This is a genomic window from Porphyromonas sp. oral taxon 279 str. F0450 (assembly GCF_000292995.1).
GTDB classification, from domain to species: domain Bacteria; phylum Bacteroidota; class Bacteroidia; order Bacteroidales; family Porphyromonadaceae; genus Porphyromonas; species Porphyromonas pasteri.
Map to the genome: position 1 here is coordinate 156052 of NZ_ALKJ01000019.1, position 14451 is coordinate 170502.

13 protein-coding genes and 1 pseudogene are annotated in these 14451 nt (G+C 53.9%); 13 read left to right on the forward strand and 1 reads right to left on the reverse strand.

From position 1 onward, the window contains the following. Window positions 1-3: 3 nt before the first annotated feature. From HMPREF1323_RS04580 to HMPREF1323_RS04590, 3 genes are read left to right on the forward strand one after another with little or no spacing between them, the layout of a single operon-like run. Window positions 4-720 carry an SAM-dependent methyltransferase gene (locus HMPREF1323_RS04580; RefSeq protein ID WP_009433171.1) on the forward strand — a complete coding sequence of 239 codons (717 nt, stop codon included), beginning with the start codon at window positions 4-6 and terminating at the stop codon, window positions 718-720. Between the two features lie 11 nt (window positions 721-731). Further along, complete coding sequence (locus HMPREF1323_RS04585) at window positions 732-2147, forward strand: methyltransferase RsmF C-terminal domain-like protein (RefSeq protein ID WP_009433073.1); 1416 nt, start codon at window positions 732-734, stop codon at window positions 2145-2147. A 15-nt stretch (window positions 2148-2162) separates the two neighbouring features. Beyond that, window positions 2163-2891 (forward strand): tRNA1(Val) (adenine(37)-N6)-methyltransferase, encoded by a 729-nt coding sequence (locus HMPREF1323_RS04590; protein WP_009433050.1) that lies wholly within the window; start codon window positions 2163-2165, stop codon window positions 2889-2891. A gap of 359 nt (window positions 2892-3250) precedes the next feature. Here the strand turns inward: HMPREF1323_RS04590 and HMPREF1323_RS09095 are convergent. After that, window positions 3251-4138, reverse strand: a pseudogene (locus HMPREF1323_RS09095) (ISAs1 family transposase). A 178-nt stretch (window positions 4139-4316) separates the two neighbouring features. Here HMPREF1323_RS09095 and HMPREF1323_RS04600 point away from each other — a divergent pair. The 10 genes from HMPREF1323_RS04600 (at window position 4317) to HMPREF1323_RS04645 (ending at window position 14447) form a co-directional block, all read left to right on the forward strand. After that, the gene (locus tag HMPREF1323_RS04600; protein ID WP_044114753.1) at window positions 4317-5036 is read left to right on the forward strand and encodes a 4-hydroxy-tetrahydrodipicolinate reductase; all 720 of its coding nucleotides are present in this window, start codon (window positions 4317-4319) and stop codon (window positions 5034-5036) included. A gap of 53 nt (window positions 5037-5089) precedes the next feature. Continuing rightward, a complete protein-coding gene (locus HMPREF1323_RS04605) occupies window positions 5090-6550 on the forward strand; it encodes a S26 family signal peptidase (protein WP_009432909.1) in 1461 nt (486 codons plus the stop codon). Next, window positions 6540-7208 carry a signal peptidase I gene (lepB, locus tag HMPREF1323_RS04610; RefSeq protein ID WP_009433064.1) on the forward strand — a complete coding sequence of 223 codons (669 nt, stop codon included), beginning with the start codon at window positions 6540-6542 and terminating at the stop codon, window positions 7206-7208. Before HMPREF1323_RS04605 ends, lepB begins: the two co-directional genes overlap by 11 nt. Beyond that, on the forward strand, window positions 7205-7867 hold the full coding sequence (locus tag HMPREF1323_RS04615; protein WP_009432974.1) for a WbqC family protein: 663 nt from the start codon (window positions 7205-7207) through the stop codon (window positions 7865-7867). The genes lepB and HMPREF1323_RS04615 overlap by 4 nt, the downstream gene beginning before the upstream one ends. A gap of 45 nt (window positions 7868-7912) precedes the next feature. Then, complete coding sequence (locus HMPREF1323_RS04620) at window positions 7913-10012, forward strand: S9 family peptidase (RefSeq protein WP_156795200.1); 2100 nt, start codon at window positions 7913-7915, stop codon at window positions 10010-10012. Between the two features lie 1080 nt (window positions 10013-11092). Continuing rightward, on the forward strand, window positions 11093-11506 hold the full coding sequence (gene mce, locus HMPREF1323_RS04625) for a methylmalonyl-CoA epimerase (protein ID WP_009433153.1): 414 nt from the start codon (window positions 11093-11095) through the stop codon (window positions 11504-11506). A gap of 125 nt (window positions 11507-11631) precedes the next feature. Continuing rightward, window positions 11632-13185, forward strand: a complete 1554-nt coding sequence (locus HMPREF1323_RS04630; protein ID WP_009433026.1) for an acyl-CoA carboxylase subunit beta — start codon at window positions 11632-11634, stop codon at window positions 13183-13185. Window positions 13186-13228: 43 nt separating this feature from the next. Then, window positions 13229-13726: an OadG family protein gene (locus HMPREF1323_RS04635; protein WP_156429971.1), complete on the forward strand. Its 498-nt coding sequence runs from the start codon at window positions 13229-13231 to the stop codon at window positions 13724-13726. 22 nt (window positions 13727-13748) lie between these two features. Further along, a complete protein-coding gene (locus tag HMPREF1323_RS04640; RefSeq protein WP_009433217.1) occupies window positions 13749-13931 on the forward strand; it encodes a hypothetical protein in 183 nt (60 codons plus the stop codon). Between the two features lie 30 nt (window positions 13932-13961). Beyond that, window positions 13962-14447 carry a biotin/lipoyl-containing protein gene (locus HMPREF1323_RS04645; RefSeq protein WP_009433045.1) on the forward strand — a complete coding sequence of 162 codons (486 nt, stop codon included), beginning with the start codon at window positions 13962-13964 and terminating at the stop codon, window positions 14445-14447. Window positions 14448-14451: the final 4 nt, after the last annotated feature.

The following is a 14451-nucleotide window of genomic DNA, read 5'->3' on the forward strand; positions in this document are numbered from 1 at the left end:
TCCATGGCTCACTCCAATCTTGGCAAGCTCTATCTCATCCCAGTCCCTATCGCCGAAGTAGATCATCGCACTTGCCTACCCGAATATAATCGGGAGCTACTGCCTACGATCCGCCACTACATCGTAGAGAATATCCGCTCGGCACGACGCTTCCTCAAGGCCGCTGATCGGAATATTGACATAGATAGTATCACCTTCTACGAGCTGAATAAGCACACGCCCGAAGGTGCTATCGGGGAATATCTCCGCCCCGCACAAGCTGGTGAGTCCGTGGGCGTCATCTCGGAGGCGGGCTGTCCTGCTGTAGCTGACCCAGGAGCTGATGTCGTAGCGCTGGCACAGCGTCTCGGTATCGAGGTCATCCCGCTTGTAGGTCCCAGCTCGATCCTGATGGCTCTGATGGGCTCTGGCTTCAATGGTCAGGGCTTTGCCTTTGTAGGTTACCTGCCTATCGAAGATGCTCGCCGCGTGCAGACACTCAAGGAGCTGGAGCATCGTGTGCGTACCAAGGGCGAGACACAGATCTTTATCGAGACGCCCTACCGCAATGTGCAGCTCGTCGAGCAACTCATTCGCCACTGCTCTCCAGATCTTAAGCTCTGCATCGCATCGGGTATTAGCTCCGAAGGTGCGATACTTCGTACGCGGAAGCTCTCTGCTTGGCGTGGCAACATCCCCCAGATCCACAAGGTCCCCACGATATTCCTCATCGGTCAGTAAGCTCCTTTGCGATGGCACTTCAGACACCTATCCCCGCTTTATTCTCCGATCAGCTTCGGGAGTTACTTCCCACCGAGGCCGAAGCTCTGCTTACTTCCTTAGACGAAGAAGCATCTGTCTCGGTGCGCCTCAATCGTCGTAAGACGGAGACGCCTCCTGCTTCCCTACCTATTGGAGAAGCTGTCCCTTGGGCTAAGCCTGTGGGCTTCTACCTGGATGGGCGTCCTGCCTTCGCCGCTGACCCACTTTGGCACGCAGGTGTCTACTATGTACAGGAGGCTTCATCGATGCTTCTACGCCTTGTAGCTCCACTCTTGGGCGAAGAACCCTTGCGTGCGCTTGACCTCTGCGCTGCTCCAGGCGGGAAGAGTACGCTCCTCGTGGACCTTCTCCCCGAAGGTAGTACGCTGGTGAGCAATGAACTCATTCGCTCGCGTGCACAGATTCTCTCGGAGAACATTCAGAAGTGGGGTGGGGTACACTCTGTAGTGACCTCGACCGAACCGCAACGTCTGGGGCGTCTCAGAGAGCAATTTGACTTCATCTTAGTCGATGCACCTTGCTCGGGCGAAGGTATGTTCCGCAAAGAAGAGGAAGCCCGCCGCCAATGGACCCCAGGCTTAGTCGAAAGTTGTGCTCGTCAGCAGCGGGAGATCCTTGACGATATCTGGCCAGCACTTGCACCTGGTGGGCTAATGGTCTATAGTACTTGCACCTTCAATCGTCAGGAGGACGAGGATATGCTCGCCTATCTTGTCGAGGAATTAGGTGCCGAGCCCGTGGCCTTGCCAGAGCTTCCCGAGCCAATCACTCCATCGCCCCTCAGCTCTTACCCCTGCTACCGCATGATGCCGCATCGCTTGCGTGGCGAAGGTCTATTTATGGCCGTTGTCCGTAAGCCAGATGTCGAGTTAGGTAGCGCTCGTACCAAGTCTGCTCGCTCAAAAATCAAGCCCAATCCGAAACTCCCTCAGGAGGTGCTCCGCTGGCTTTGTGCAGATCTTCGTCAAGATGTCACGCTACAGTCCTTGCCTGACGGTACACTCACGGCTATTCCCTCGGCATTGTATCCCATCGTCGAAGCCCTCCAAGGAGCAAAGATTCCCATTCTTACTTCGGGTATTCCTTTGGCTGAAGTTAAGGGACGTGACTTCTTACCGCTTCCAGCTCTCGCTCTAAGCGTGGGGCTGGACGATGAAGCCTTCCCCCGAGCCGAACTGACGCAAGAAGAGGCCATCCGTTACTTGGCTCGTGAGGCCATCACGCTTTCAGCTGATACGCCTCGTAGCCTTGTCCTCGTCACCTACGAAGGCTACCCCTTAGGCTTCGCGAAGCACTTGGGTAACCGAACAAACAATCTCTATCCGCAGGCATGGCGTATTCGTCATCCAGAGCTCCTGATCTCAGGATTGGACGCGAAGGAATAAGCCCTTCGCTCATCTATGGATAAGCCCTTTTATCTAAAGCAATTCGACCTCCATCAGGAGAATACGGTGCAGCGTGTGGGGACAGATGCCCTGCTCTTAGGAGCATGGCCCTTCGTCCACACATTGCCCGAGAAGGCGCATATCCTCGATGTTGGAGCTGGGACAGGCATTGTCTCGCTGATGATGGCACAGCGCTTCTCGGACGCAGTGGTCGCAGCGTGGGAAGTGGAAGACGGTGCTCTCAAGGACGCTGCGACGAACTTCGCCTCCTCTCCCTTCGCTGATCGTCTTCGTATTCATTCACAAGACTACCTGCATGCCAAGCTGGAGGACTGGCATCCCTTTGATCTAATTATCTCCAATCCTCCCTATTATACCGAGGGTATTCTGCCCGATGATGCGCGTCTGCGCTTAGCGCGGCACGTAGCCGAAGGCCTATCGCCTGAGAATCTCCTTCGCACGGCAGCGCGACTCTTAGCTCCTCGTGGTGCCTTAGCCTTCATCTCGCCTGCTGGCTCGCTTCCTTCTCTTCGCCGAATAGCCGTCGAGTCGGGCTGGCGACTTAGTGAGTTGGTTACGATCTATTCGAAGCCTGGAGAGGTCAAGCGTACGCTTACGCTTTGGTGTCGCCTCACCGATACTGCGGAATACACACCGACCTACAGTCTTGATCTCACGCTTCAAGATGCTACGGGAGCATCCTCAGCCGAATATAAAGCCTGGCTTGGGGACTTCCTTCTCTGATTCTCCTCATCTTTTCATAGAGTATCCTTGGTAGTGGAGCTGAATAGGCTTCACTATCTCTGTATATAGGTATGTGGTGGTGACCAGTACTGGTCAGCAGTTGAAGTAGTACTGGTCACTATATGTTACCAGTACTGGTCGCAAATTGGACCAGTACTGCTTCACTCGTTGACCAGTACTGGTTCATATTTCCCCTCTTTACTGCTCGTTTGGAGTACTTCTTTGGCGGCTTGGTATGGTCAGCTATATGTCTGGGCTTTGTTCGATAGAGATAGCTGATGTATCGTGCTTGACTTGAAAGGTGGCTCCCTCAAGCAGGAATCAAAAATATATACTGCTGGAGAATTAGGGCTCCCGCATCAAAATCCGAGTCCTTGTTTGAGGTAGTCGATGCGCAGGCTGCATTTCCAGCGTCTCGCCTTGAGCGAGAGATTGTCATACTGTTGGCAGAGAATAGCTAAAGAGAACTTGCGGATGAGATTTAGATTGCGCGCCGAAAAGTTCTTTCGGGCACGGCATGCATCTTCCCGAAAGGTCACATCCAACTGCCAATGCAGGTGGTTCTCAATTCCCCAATGTTCCCTTATTCTCCTGCTCAGGGTATCGCTTGTGTGGCTGTCGCGTGGAGAAAGCATCGGTCGTGTCCTCGAAGAGATGGCGTTGATTTCCCTTGAGCGCGAGGACAAAATCAGCCTTCTTCTTGACCACCTGTTCGGCTATTTCTACCTGCGTACCCATAGCATCCATCGTGACGATGGCTCCTTCAAGAGCAAGCTTATCAAGGAGTTTCGGCACGCACGTAATCTCGTTCGTCTTCTCCCCCACAGCCTCTTGAGCAATGCTTAAAGAGTGTTCGTTGACCCAAGCCGAGAGGATATAGCTACTCTCGCCGTGTCCCCGAGGATTCGTCCCGCGCATATTTTTGCCGTCTATAGCAATGTGCATACCCGATAAATCCTTGATGATCTGCGAGGTATAGACCTCGAGATAAGCGGCGATCTCATCGGGATGCACGGCTTGCATAACGCGCTCAAAGGTATATCTTCGCTCGGGCAACCATTGGGTAGCTCAGGTAGCGGTTTGAACTCTTTGCCACGGAAGCGGCATAGCTGATACATATCGCTATAATCCTCTCCTCCACAAAGGTAGGTGATGAGTGCGACCATAAGGATGTCGCTGAGTCTGTGCTTGCAACGTCCGACGACGCGAGGGTCATAGACGGATGAGAAGTAAGGGGTGGTTTCCATCGGATGTGAGTATTTGTGTGAAGAGAATACTGCTGAAGCCGATTTTGATGCGTCAGCCCTGGAGAAAGCAGTAGCATCTGACCTAATGCCCCTTTTCTTTACCTTTGTGTGAAGCATTGCGTGGTAGTGAGAGTCGCTACAGCGCGCTTTTAATAAAGGAGACTAACAAATGCAAGCACTGAAGATCGTACTCATCGGCTACGGCAAGATGGGTCACGTCATAGAAGAAATAGCCCGTGCACGAGGGCATGAGATCGTGCTGACTATTGACCGCGACGAGGAGCACCTCTTCGATGATCCCCGCTTCGCTGCGGCTGATGTCGCTATCGAGTTCACAGCTCCTGCGATGGCTTATGACAACTGTCGCCGAGCTATCGACCGCGGAGTACCCGTAGTCTCTGGTACGACGGGGTGGGCGGATAAGCTGCCCGAGCTGCGTGAGCGCTGTGAGGCGGGTGAGGGGACGCTCTTTTGGTCCTCCAACTACAGCATCGGCGTCCAGCTCTTCCTTCAGATCAATCGCCGTGTAGCTGAGCTCATGCAGGCTGCTCCTGGCTATCGCCTAAGTCTCGATGAGACGCACCATATCCATAAGCTTGATGCCCCCAGTGGCACGGCGATCACGCTGGCTGAGACCATCCTCGCAGGACGTCCCGAGCTCCATGGATGGGAGCTGACGGATAAGCCCGAGCCAGGTATCCTACCTATCATCGCACATCGTGAGGGCGAAGTCCCAGGGATACATACGGTGACCTATACCTCAGAGGTTGATCGCATCGTCCTGACTCATGAGGCATTTGGGCGTCAGGGCTTTGCTCTTGGAGCGGTGTTGGCAGCTGAATACGCCTACACGCATCGCGGTTGGCTGACGATGGATGACCTCCTTCAGCTTCGCTAAGCACCCACTCTTACCTGATACTTATACACCATAATTATATATAAGAGCACCGAATGAAATCGCATCCGATAGCTGGCCTGACTCCAGGACAGCGCATATGGCGCCATATCAAGGGCGGGATTCTGATCCTTTTTCTCATCGCCTTTGCCTGCTGGGCAAGCTGGTGGTGGCTGATTCTCCTGCCTCTCCTCATCGACTTCTACTTTACGCGATGGATCAATTGGCGTTATCTGCGTGAGCACCCCAATCCCACTGTGCGCCTCCTTGGCGGTCTGGTCGAGGATATCATCTTCGTGGTCTTCACCGTGTCGATCATCTTCACCTACTTCTTCCAGAACTTTGCCATCCCCTCCTCTTCACTGGAGAAGACGCTCCTCATCGGTGATTATCTCTTCGTCAATAAGCTGAGCTATGGCCCTCGTGTGCCGATGACGCCCGTGGCCTTCCCCTTAGCGCACAATACCATTCTCGGGCATAAGTCCTATCTCGATGAGCCTTCGCTCCCTTATCGTCGCCTCAAGGGCTTCGGGAAGGTTGAGCGTAATGACCTCGTCGTCTTTAACTTCCCCGCAGGGGATACGGTGGCGCTCAATATGCCTAACCCTGATTACTACACGCTGTGTGCTACTTATGGTCGCGATGCCGTGTGGAGTGATCGAGCTCAGTTCGGTGAGATCGTCTACCGCCCCGTGGATCGTCGTGACCACTATGTCAAGCGCTGTATCGGTCTCCCAGGGGAGCGCTTCGAGATTCGTAATAAGCAGGTCTATATTGATGGTAAGGCTATTACCAACCCCGAGAAGATGCAGTACAACTACTTCCTCCAGACGGATGGGAGAGCGCTGCCTCAGGAGATCTTCGATGATCTTGAGATCAACGACCGCGATGTGCAGCTGATCTACGACCAGCGTACCTATCAGCCCACTTCCGAAACGGGGACTATTGAAGGCTACCTGCGCTATGCGGGGCTTTCCTTCCAGCCCACCGATGCGGAGGGGCATTATGGTGCTATCTACTACCTCCCCCTAACGGAGGAGATGAAGACTCGTCTCAAGGCTGAGCCTTATGTCCGCGCTATCGCTGTTGACGTAGCCCAGCCTCAGAACTCGACGGGTGTATATCCTGTGGACTTCAAGACGCCTTGGACGAAGGATAACTATGGCCCGCTCCTCATTCCTCGTCGTGGGCTGAAGATCGTCCTTAACCCCACAGCTGTAGCGCTCTACCATCGCTGTATCCGCAACTACGAAGGGCATCGCCTCGAGGTGCAGCCCGACGGGACGGTACTCATTGACGGGAAGCCCAGTACGACCTATACCTTCCAGCAGGACTACTACTTTATGCTCGGAGACAACCGCGATATGTCGGCCGACAGCCGCTACTGGGGCTTCGTTCCCGAAGACCATATCGTAGGTAAGCCAGCCTTCCTCTGGCTCTCGATCAATAGCGAGCGTCCGCTGACGAATGGTGGTATCCGCTGGTCGCGGATGATGCGTCTGATTCATGATAAGTAAGGATCAGATCGTCAGCTCATCCTTCGTACGCTACGGAGCACTACCGCTGGGGCTTATTGCCCTGGTGGTAGTGCTCCGTATATTCTTCTTTACCCCCTTTCGTGTGATGACGACCGCCCAGGCGCCCGCCTTACGCCTTGGAGCATGGGCATTGGCTCGTCGCACGCAGAGCCCCGATCGAGGCTCACTCATCCTCTTTCATACGGAGAGAGCGGACACCTCTACCTCAGCTCAGAGTCTGATGGTGGCCCGTGTAGTCGCCCTGCCAGGAGATAGCCTTGAGGTGCGCTCTGGTCAGCTCTTTGTGAATGGTGTTGCGGTGTCTGACTACCGTCATCCACGAGATGCTCGGGAGCAGTATGCACTACGCTTACCCCGTGAGGGTGGCGTCTACCCCCTGACCTCCACCAATCTTGTTGCCTATCGTGCCGCCCTCGTCGAGGAGCAGCGACTCTTTGCTGCTGCGCGTGGCGAGATCGCTCTACACGGACTGGCTCCTAAGGATTGGCTCACTGCACTCGCCTCCAACCCTTATCACACCTTCCGTCGGGATTACTACTGGGTACTCACCGACGATACGAGCGTTGCGCCTGACTCCCGCCATCTGGGTATCCTCCCTGCGGATGCTATCGAGGGCGTTATCCTCTTTGCCCTATGATGGAGAGCCTACCCACGCTACTCCTCGCTACGGCCTACGCGCCACCTGTTAGCTATTTTGTGAAGCTCTATGAGCACGCAGCTGGTACTATTGCACTCGAGGGGTGCGAGCACTACATCAAGCAGAGCTATCGTAATCGTTGCCGTATCCTGGGGCCGAATGGCGTGCAGTCCCTCACGATACCAGTCGAGCTTCCCGCCGGGACGAAGACTCCGATACGCGAGGTGCGTATCTCGGATCATGGGGAGTGGCGGCACCTGCATGCGCAGGCACTGCGCACGGCTTATGGGGCAAGTCCGTTCTTCGAGTTCTATGCAGATGAGCTGATGCCCTTCTATGAGCGGCGCTATACTTATCTGTGGGACTTCAACGCGGAGCTACTGCAGATGCTCCTCGCTCAGCTACAGCTTGACCTTGACTGGAGTACGACTATGGACTTCCTGCCCCCTCAGTCGCCTGAGGCTACGTCCGAGTGTTGCGATCTTCGCTATACGCTGAGTCCGAAGCAGGCTGCTCCATTGCCTGGAGTTCAGCTACGCCCATATTATCAGCTTCATCTGGAGCGCATGGGCTTTATAGAAGACCTAAGTATCTTGGATCTTCTCTTTGAGATGGGTCCCGAAGCTCTACTTGTCCTGCGGGATAGCCTGCAGGCTTAGCTCTTTTATTTACCCAATTTCCTATCACTTATTGCTATCCAACAGATGGATTTTACTCAATCATCCTTGCCTACACTTACCCCTCCACGTGCTGAAGTCCAAGACGAATGCTTGACTCATTTGGGGCGCGAACGTATTGACCCCTTCTACTACATGCGGGATAAAGAAGATCCTCGTGTGCTTGAGTACCTCCGTGCAGAGAATGCCTATACCGCTGAGGTCATGGCCTCGATGCATGAGACAGAGGAGCAGATATTTAAGGAGATCGTAGGGCGAATCAAGGAGGATGACCAGAGTTATCCTACGCTGCGCCGTGGCTACTATTACTATGCCCGCACTGAGAAGGGGAAGCAATACCCTTCGTATTACCGTGTCTCTGAGGCTGACTTTGTAGAGCGCTATGGGCAGTGTCCTACGGCGATCGAGGGTGGGGAACTACTCTTCGATGTTAATGCCCTTGCCGGAGGATATGATGCATACATCTTCGCGGGCTATGCGGTGAGTCCCAATAACAAGCTTGCAGCTTACTTCGCCAATACGACGGGTTCGTATGCAGAGTTCGACCTTCATATACGTGACCTCGAGCGCGGCGAAGACCTTGCCTTTACGCTTTCGGGCGTCTCGTCGCTGGCTTGGGCGGAGGATAGCGAGACGATCTACTATACCTTGATTGATGAGACCCTTCGCTCGACGAAGGCTTTTGCCCAGCGCCTTACGGATGCCGAGCCTACGCTCATCTACGAAGAGCAGGACGTCCGCTTCTCCTGCAGTGTGAGTGAGACGAAGACCCGCGAGTATATCTTCCTGACGGCAGGGAGCAGTGCGACGACTGAGGAATACTATCTCTCCTCGGACGGATCGGATCGTGAGCCGAAGCTCTTCCTTCCCCGTGAGCAAGATGTGCGCTACTCCATACTCAGTCACCGTGAGAAGTTCTTCATCTACTACAAGGATAAGGCTTCTCTCAATGGTATGGTCTACGTCATCGATAAGGATAAGGTACAGGACCGTAGCGCTTGGAAGCTCTTCGTCCCTCACCGCACGGAGGTACGCCTCGATAGTATCGGTGTCTACGCCTCCTATGTAGCACTGGAGGAGCGTCAAGATGGTCTCACTCAGATTCGTATCCTCTCTATCGAAGGGGAGCCGTGCGGATCGATTCACTTCCCCGAACCAGTCTATACCATCAGCCTCAAGGGAAATTCTACCTATGAAGCTACGACGATACGCTATAGCTACTCATCCCCAAATCGCCCCGCTTCGCTCTATGAATATGATATGGAGCAGCGGGAGAGTCGCCTCCTCAAGCAGCAGGAGGTCGGCGGTGGCTTTAGCCCCGAAGACTATACCGTAGAGCGTCTTTGGGCTACAGCGCCCGATGGTGTGCGTGTGCCGATGACGCTACTCTATCGCAAGGAACTGCAGCGTGATGGCTCGGCCCCCGCCTTGCTCTATGGCTATGGGAGCTATGGAGTGACACTCGATGCACACTTCAGCGTCTCGGTCTTGAGCCTTGTTGACCGAGGATTCGTCTACGCACAGGCTCAGGTCCGTGGGGGAAGTGACCTCGGGGAGCAGTGGTATGAAGACGGGAAGTTCCTCAAGAAGAAGAACACCTTCACCGACTTCATCGCTTGTGCAGAGACCCTCATCTCTGAGGGCTATACCTCTCCTGAGCGCTTGATGGCCGAAGGGGGGAGTGCCGGCGGTCTGCTGATAGGTGCAGTGGCGAATAGTCGTCCCGATCTCTTCCATGCGATGATCGCAGCTGTTCCATTCGTTGATGTCGCGACGACGATGCTTGATGAGTCCCTCCCGCTCACTACCGGAGAGTACGAAGAGTGGGGGAATCCTAATGACCCTGAGTACTTCGACTACATGCTCAGCTATTCGCCCTATGACAACATCTCGGCACAGAGCTATCCGCATCTCTTGGTTACTGGAGGACTCAATGACTCGCAGGTACTCTTCCATGAGCCCACGAAGTACGTAGCGAAGCTCCGCCGTCTCAAGATGGATGACCATCTCCTCCTATTGAAGATGAATATGGATTCGGGGCATGGGGGAGCTACGGGACGCTATGATGGTATCCGAGATACCGCCTTTGAGTACGCCTTCCTCTTATTGACGCTCGGTATGAAGTAATCCTTCATCTTCGGATAGAGCTATACCGTAATATATATAGGGTGGGGGATGTACAATATAGTTATCCTCGCCTCCCTCCCTCCCAATGTTCCCAGCAGTGGGTCGTAATGTGCCTCCCTAATCGGATACTCTTACGACTCACTGCTGGGCGCTTTTAGCTCCCCAGCCAAGAGGCCTATGTACCAGATTTTCGCGAAGGGAGGCTATTGCATAGAGTCCTGCCCTCTATTTATTCAGCTAAGGCATCGCACGCCCAGCTCCCCGATATGCTTCTCCGAAGTGGTACGCAAGCCCTTCGCATTATCGCGCGTATTCCTCTTATCCAGCGGAGGAAAAAGAGCTGTTCTTGCGAAGAAAAAGTGCCTTCACGTAGTGGTTTTTCTCTATCTCTGCACGTAGTCTTAAAGACCAGGTACATCAGTCCAAATATCCACGTACGTAGATATTAGAGCCACGTACGTAGTCTAAACTTATCTGCCACTCGTCCGCAACTTTTATCCCTACGCAGAGCAATAACCTAATGGAGGTCACTTCACAAAGCTATATAGCTTCGCACCGAAAGCTATATAGGAATCAGCCCAAAGCTATATAGCATTCTTCGCCATCCTATATAGCTCTACCCCACGCATCCATATCCCTATTGAGACCATTGCGCAAGCCCACCTCTTCATTACTCGTACCTTCTTCCCTCGGAAATCGGAGGCTTTAGGCTGAGAAGTTCGAAGGAGGAAAGTATAAGCTGTGAAGAGATGGACTTGTGCAATGGTCTTGAGGGGGTAATATCGACCAGTACTACTTCGTTGATGGGGTGACTAATCAGTTGATTGATAGTGCGTCGCAAGAGTAGCTTGGTGCTCGGTGGTTTGGATGGAAATTGGGTGAGCAGGTATGGAACTAAAGGAGGGCCTTGTAGGGGGATGATCTGCCTTATTTAATAGGGCTAATCTGCGAATATTTAAGAGGTTGCCGTAGAGTTAGGGTATGAAGGCGATTATTGTTACATTTGCAGTACAGAAGTTACGGGGTAGAGGACCGTCCTCCTGCCCTAATCATATCAACTCAAAGCAAGATAGAAAAGCTATGAACCTCTCACACATCGAGCATCTTGGCATCGCCGTAAAGAGTATCGAAGCATCTCTGCCTTATTATGAAGGCATCCTCGGTCTGAAGTGCTACAACATCGAAGAAGTAGCAGACCAGAAGGTTAAGACGGCCTTCTTCAAGGTCGGTCAGACGAAGATCGAACTGCTCGAAGCTACCTCTCCCGAAAGCACCATCGCAAAGTTCATCGAGAAGCGTGGGGAAGGTATCCACCACATCGCTTTCGCTGTGCCTAACGCTGACGAAGCGCTGCAGGAGCTCGCTGATAAGGGCGTCCAGCTGATCGACAAGCAGTCTCGTAAGGGGGCTGAAGGTCTGAACATCGGCTTCCTCCACCCCAAGAGCACGATCGGTGTCCTCACCGAGCTGTGTGACCACAGAGACGTCAAGTAATTGACCGAAGAATGGGATAATAGAAGAGTCCAGAGCGGAAGTCCGCTTACGTGATCTCCTCTATTATCCCATTCTAATTAATCTCTCTCCTATAATAACGACAGTATCTACTAACAGCAATCAATATGAGTGTCCAATTAGAGAAAATCAAGGAGCTTATTGAGCTCCGCGCTAAGGCCCACATCGGTGGCGGTCAGAAGCGTATCGACAGCCAGCACCAGAAGGGTAAGTTCACCGCTCGCGAGCGTATTGCCCTCCTTCTCGACGAAGGTAGCTTCGACGAAATCGACACCTTCGTCCTACACCGCTCGACGAACTTCGGTATCGACAAGACGAAGTTCCTCGGTGACGGTGTCGTCACTGGTTCCGGTACGATCGACGGTCGTCTGGTCTATGTCTTCGCACAGGACTTCACCGTCTTTGGTGGTGCACTCTCCGAAATGCTGGCTTCGAAGATCTGTAAGGTCATGGAGCTCGCTATGAAGATGGGTGCTCCTGTCATCGGCCTTAACGACTCGGGTGGTGCCCGTATTCAGGAAGGTATCAACGCTCTCAGTGGCTATGGTGACATCTTCCAGAACAACATCCTGGCTTCGGGTGTGATCCCCCAGATCTCTGCTATCTTCGGTCCTTGCGCCGGTGGTGCCGTTTATTCGCCTGCTCTTACTGACTTCAACATCATGAGCAAGGGTACGAGCTACATGTTCCTCACTGGTCCCAAGGTCGTTAAGACTGTCACTGGTGAAGACGTTACCCAGGAGCAGCTCGGTGGTGCCAGCGTACATGCCTCCAAGAGTGGTGTCGCTCACTTCGCTGTAGATAATGAAGAGGAAGGTATCCGCCTGATCCGTCACCTCCTCTCCTTCATCCCCCAGAACAACATGGAGGATGCTCCTTGCGTAGAGCCTACGGACGTAGTAGACCGCGTCGACGATGTCCTCAACACGATCATCCCCGACCAGCCTAACAAGGGCTACAACATGTACGATGTCATCGGTACGATCGTCGACAACGGTGAGTTCCTCGAAGTACACCGTGACTGGGCTAAGAACATCATCATCGGCTTCGCTCGCTTCAATGGTCAGAGCGTCGGTATCGTCGCTAACCAGCCTATGGTCATGGCAGGTGCCCTTGACAGCAACGCTTCTCGTAAGGCTGCTCGCTTCGTCCGCTTCTGTGACGCCTTCAACATCCCTCTCGTCACCCTCGTAGACGTCCCAGGCTTCCTCCCAGGTACGGGTCAGGAATACAACGGGGTTATCGTCCATGGTGCTAAGCTCCTCTACGCTTATGGTGAAGCTACGGTGCCCAAGATCACCGTCACGCTGCGTAAGGCTTATGGTGGTGCTTACATCGTGATGAGCTCTAAGCACCTGCGCTCCGACATCAACCTCGCATGGCCTTCAGCAGAAATCGCTGTTATGGGTCCCACGGGTGCTGTCGAAGTAATCTTCGCTAAGGAGGTAGCTGCTGCAGAAGATCCTGCACAGGCTGCTGCTGAGAAGGAAGAAGAATACCGCAAGGCCTTCGCCAACCCATACAATGCAGCTTCTTACGGCTATATGGATGACGTCATCGAGCCTCGCAACACGCGCTTCCGTATCATCCGCGCTCTTGAGCAGCTCCGCACCAAGAAGCAGATCAATCCTGCGAAGAAGCACGACAACCTGCCTCTCTAAGCAGGCTTGTCTTGGCCATTCATAGTCCATCAAGCTACACGCTATGAATCTCGCTCGCAAACTATACCAGCTAACCCTCGGGCTGTCGCTTGCGGCAGTACCGATGGTGGCATGGGCTCAAGACCATCCTCAGCTCTCCGAGAAAGTCCAAAGACTTGCCGAGCGCGACCCTGCTGGAGGTATCATGACCTTCACGGCTGTGCTCGTCGTCTTCCTCGCGCTGCTGATGCTGGTGCTTATCTTCCGATGGATCGGGATATTCTTCCAGAGGAGAAATGCTCCGAAAGTAGAGAAGCCCGCTACTCAGAAGGCGCCCGCAGCGAGCTCTACAGGTAAGCCCTCCGCTGAAGCTCTGGTAGCCATCTCACTGGCTCTCCAGAGTGCCGCGGGGAAGCCTGATGAAGTCGCCGCCGTTATCGCGATGGCTCTTCGCTCTGAGCTCGAGACGCAGCACGATCACGAAAGCTACGTCCTGACGATACGCCACCGTCCCACGATGTGGAACGCGCATGTCCAACAGACTCCGGCCCTCAAACGATAAACAAGCTATCCTCACAAGAAATATGTCGCAGGAACCCAATCTCAAGGAAGTCTTCGTCGCCATCTCCTATGCGCTGCACGAAGAGCTGGGTAAGCACCTCCACGACCAAGAGTCTCTGGTGCTCACCTACAAGCGTACGGCTCCATCTCCCTGGGCCTCCAAGGCTCTGACGATGCGCCAGCTTCCTATCCTCACGCAACTATAATAAGCAATCACATTCAACTCCCTATCCACAATGAAAGAGTACAAGTATAAGATCAATGGCAACGAGTACAGTGTCGCTATCATCGATCTCGAAGGCGACAAGGCTGCCGTAGAAGTAAATGGTGTCTCCTACCAGGTAGATATCCTTACCGAAGGCTACACCGCACCTGCTCCACGTCCAGCAGCTAAGCCTGCTGCGGCTCCCGCACCTGCTCCTGCCGCAGCACCCGCCGCTCCTGCACCCGCTCCTCAGCCTATCGCACCCGCTGCTCCTGCTGCCGAACCCGCAGCTCCCGCAGGTAAAGGTACGGCTGTCCAGTCTCCTCTGCCCGGTGTCATCCTCGACATCAAGGTCGCTGTAGGCGATCAGGTAAAGGCTGGTCAGACGGTGGCTATCCTCGAGGCTATGAAGATGGAGAACAACATCAACGCTGAGTGCGATGGTGTCATCACTGCCATCAAGGTCTCTAAGGGGGATAACATCCTCGAAGGCTCTGATATCGTAATCATCGGATAGTCTT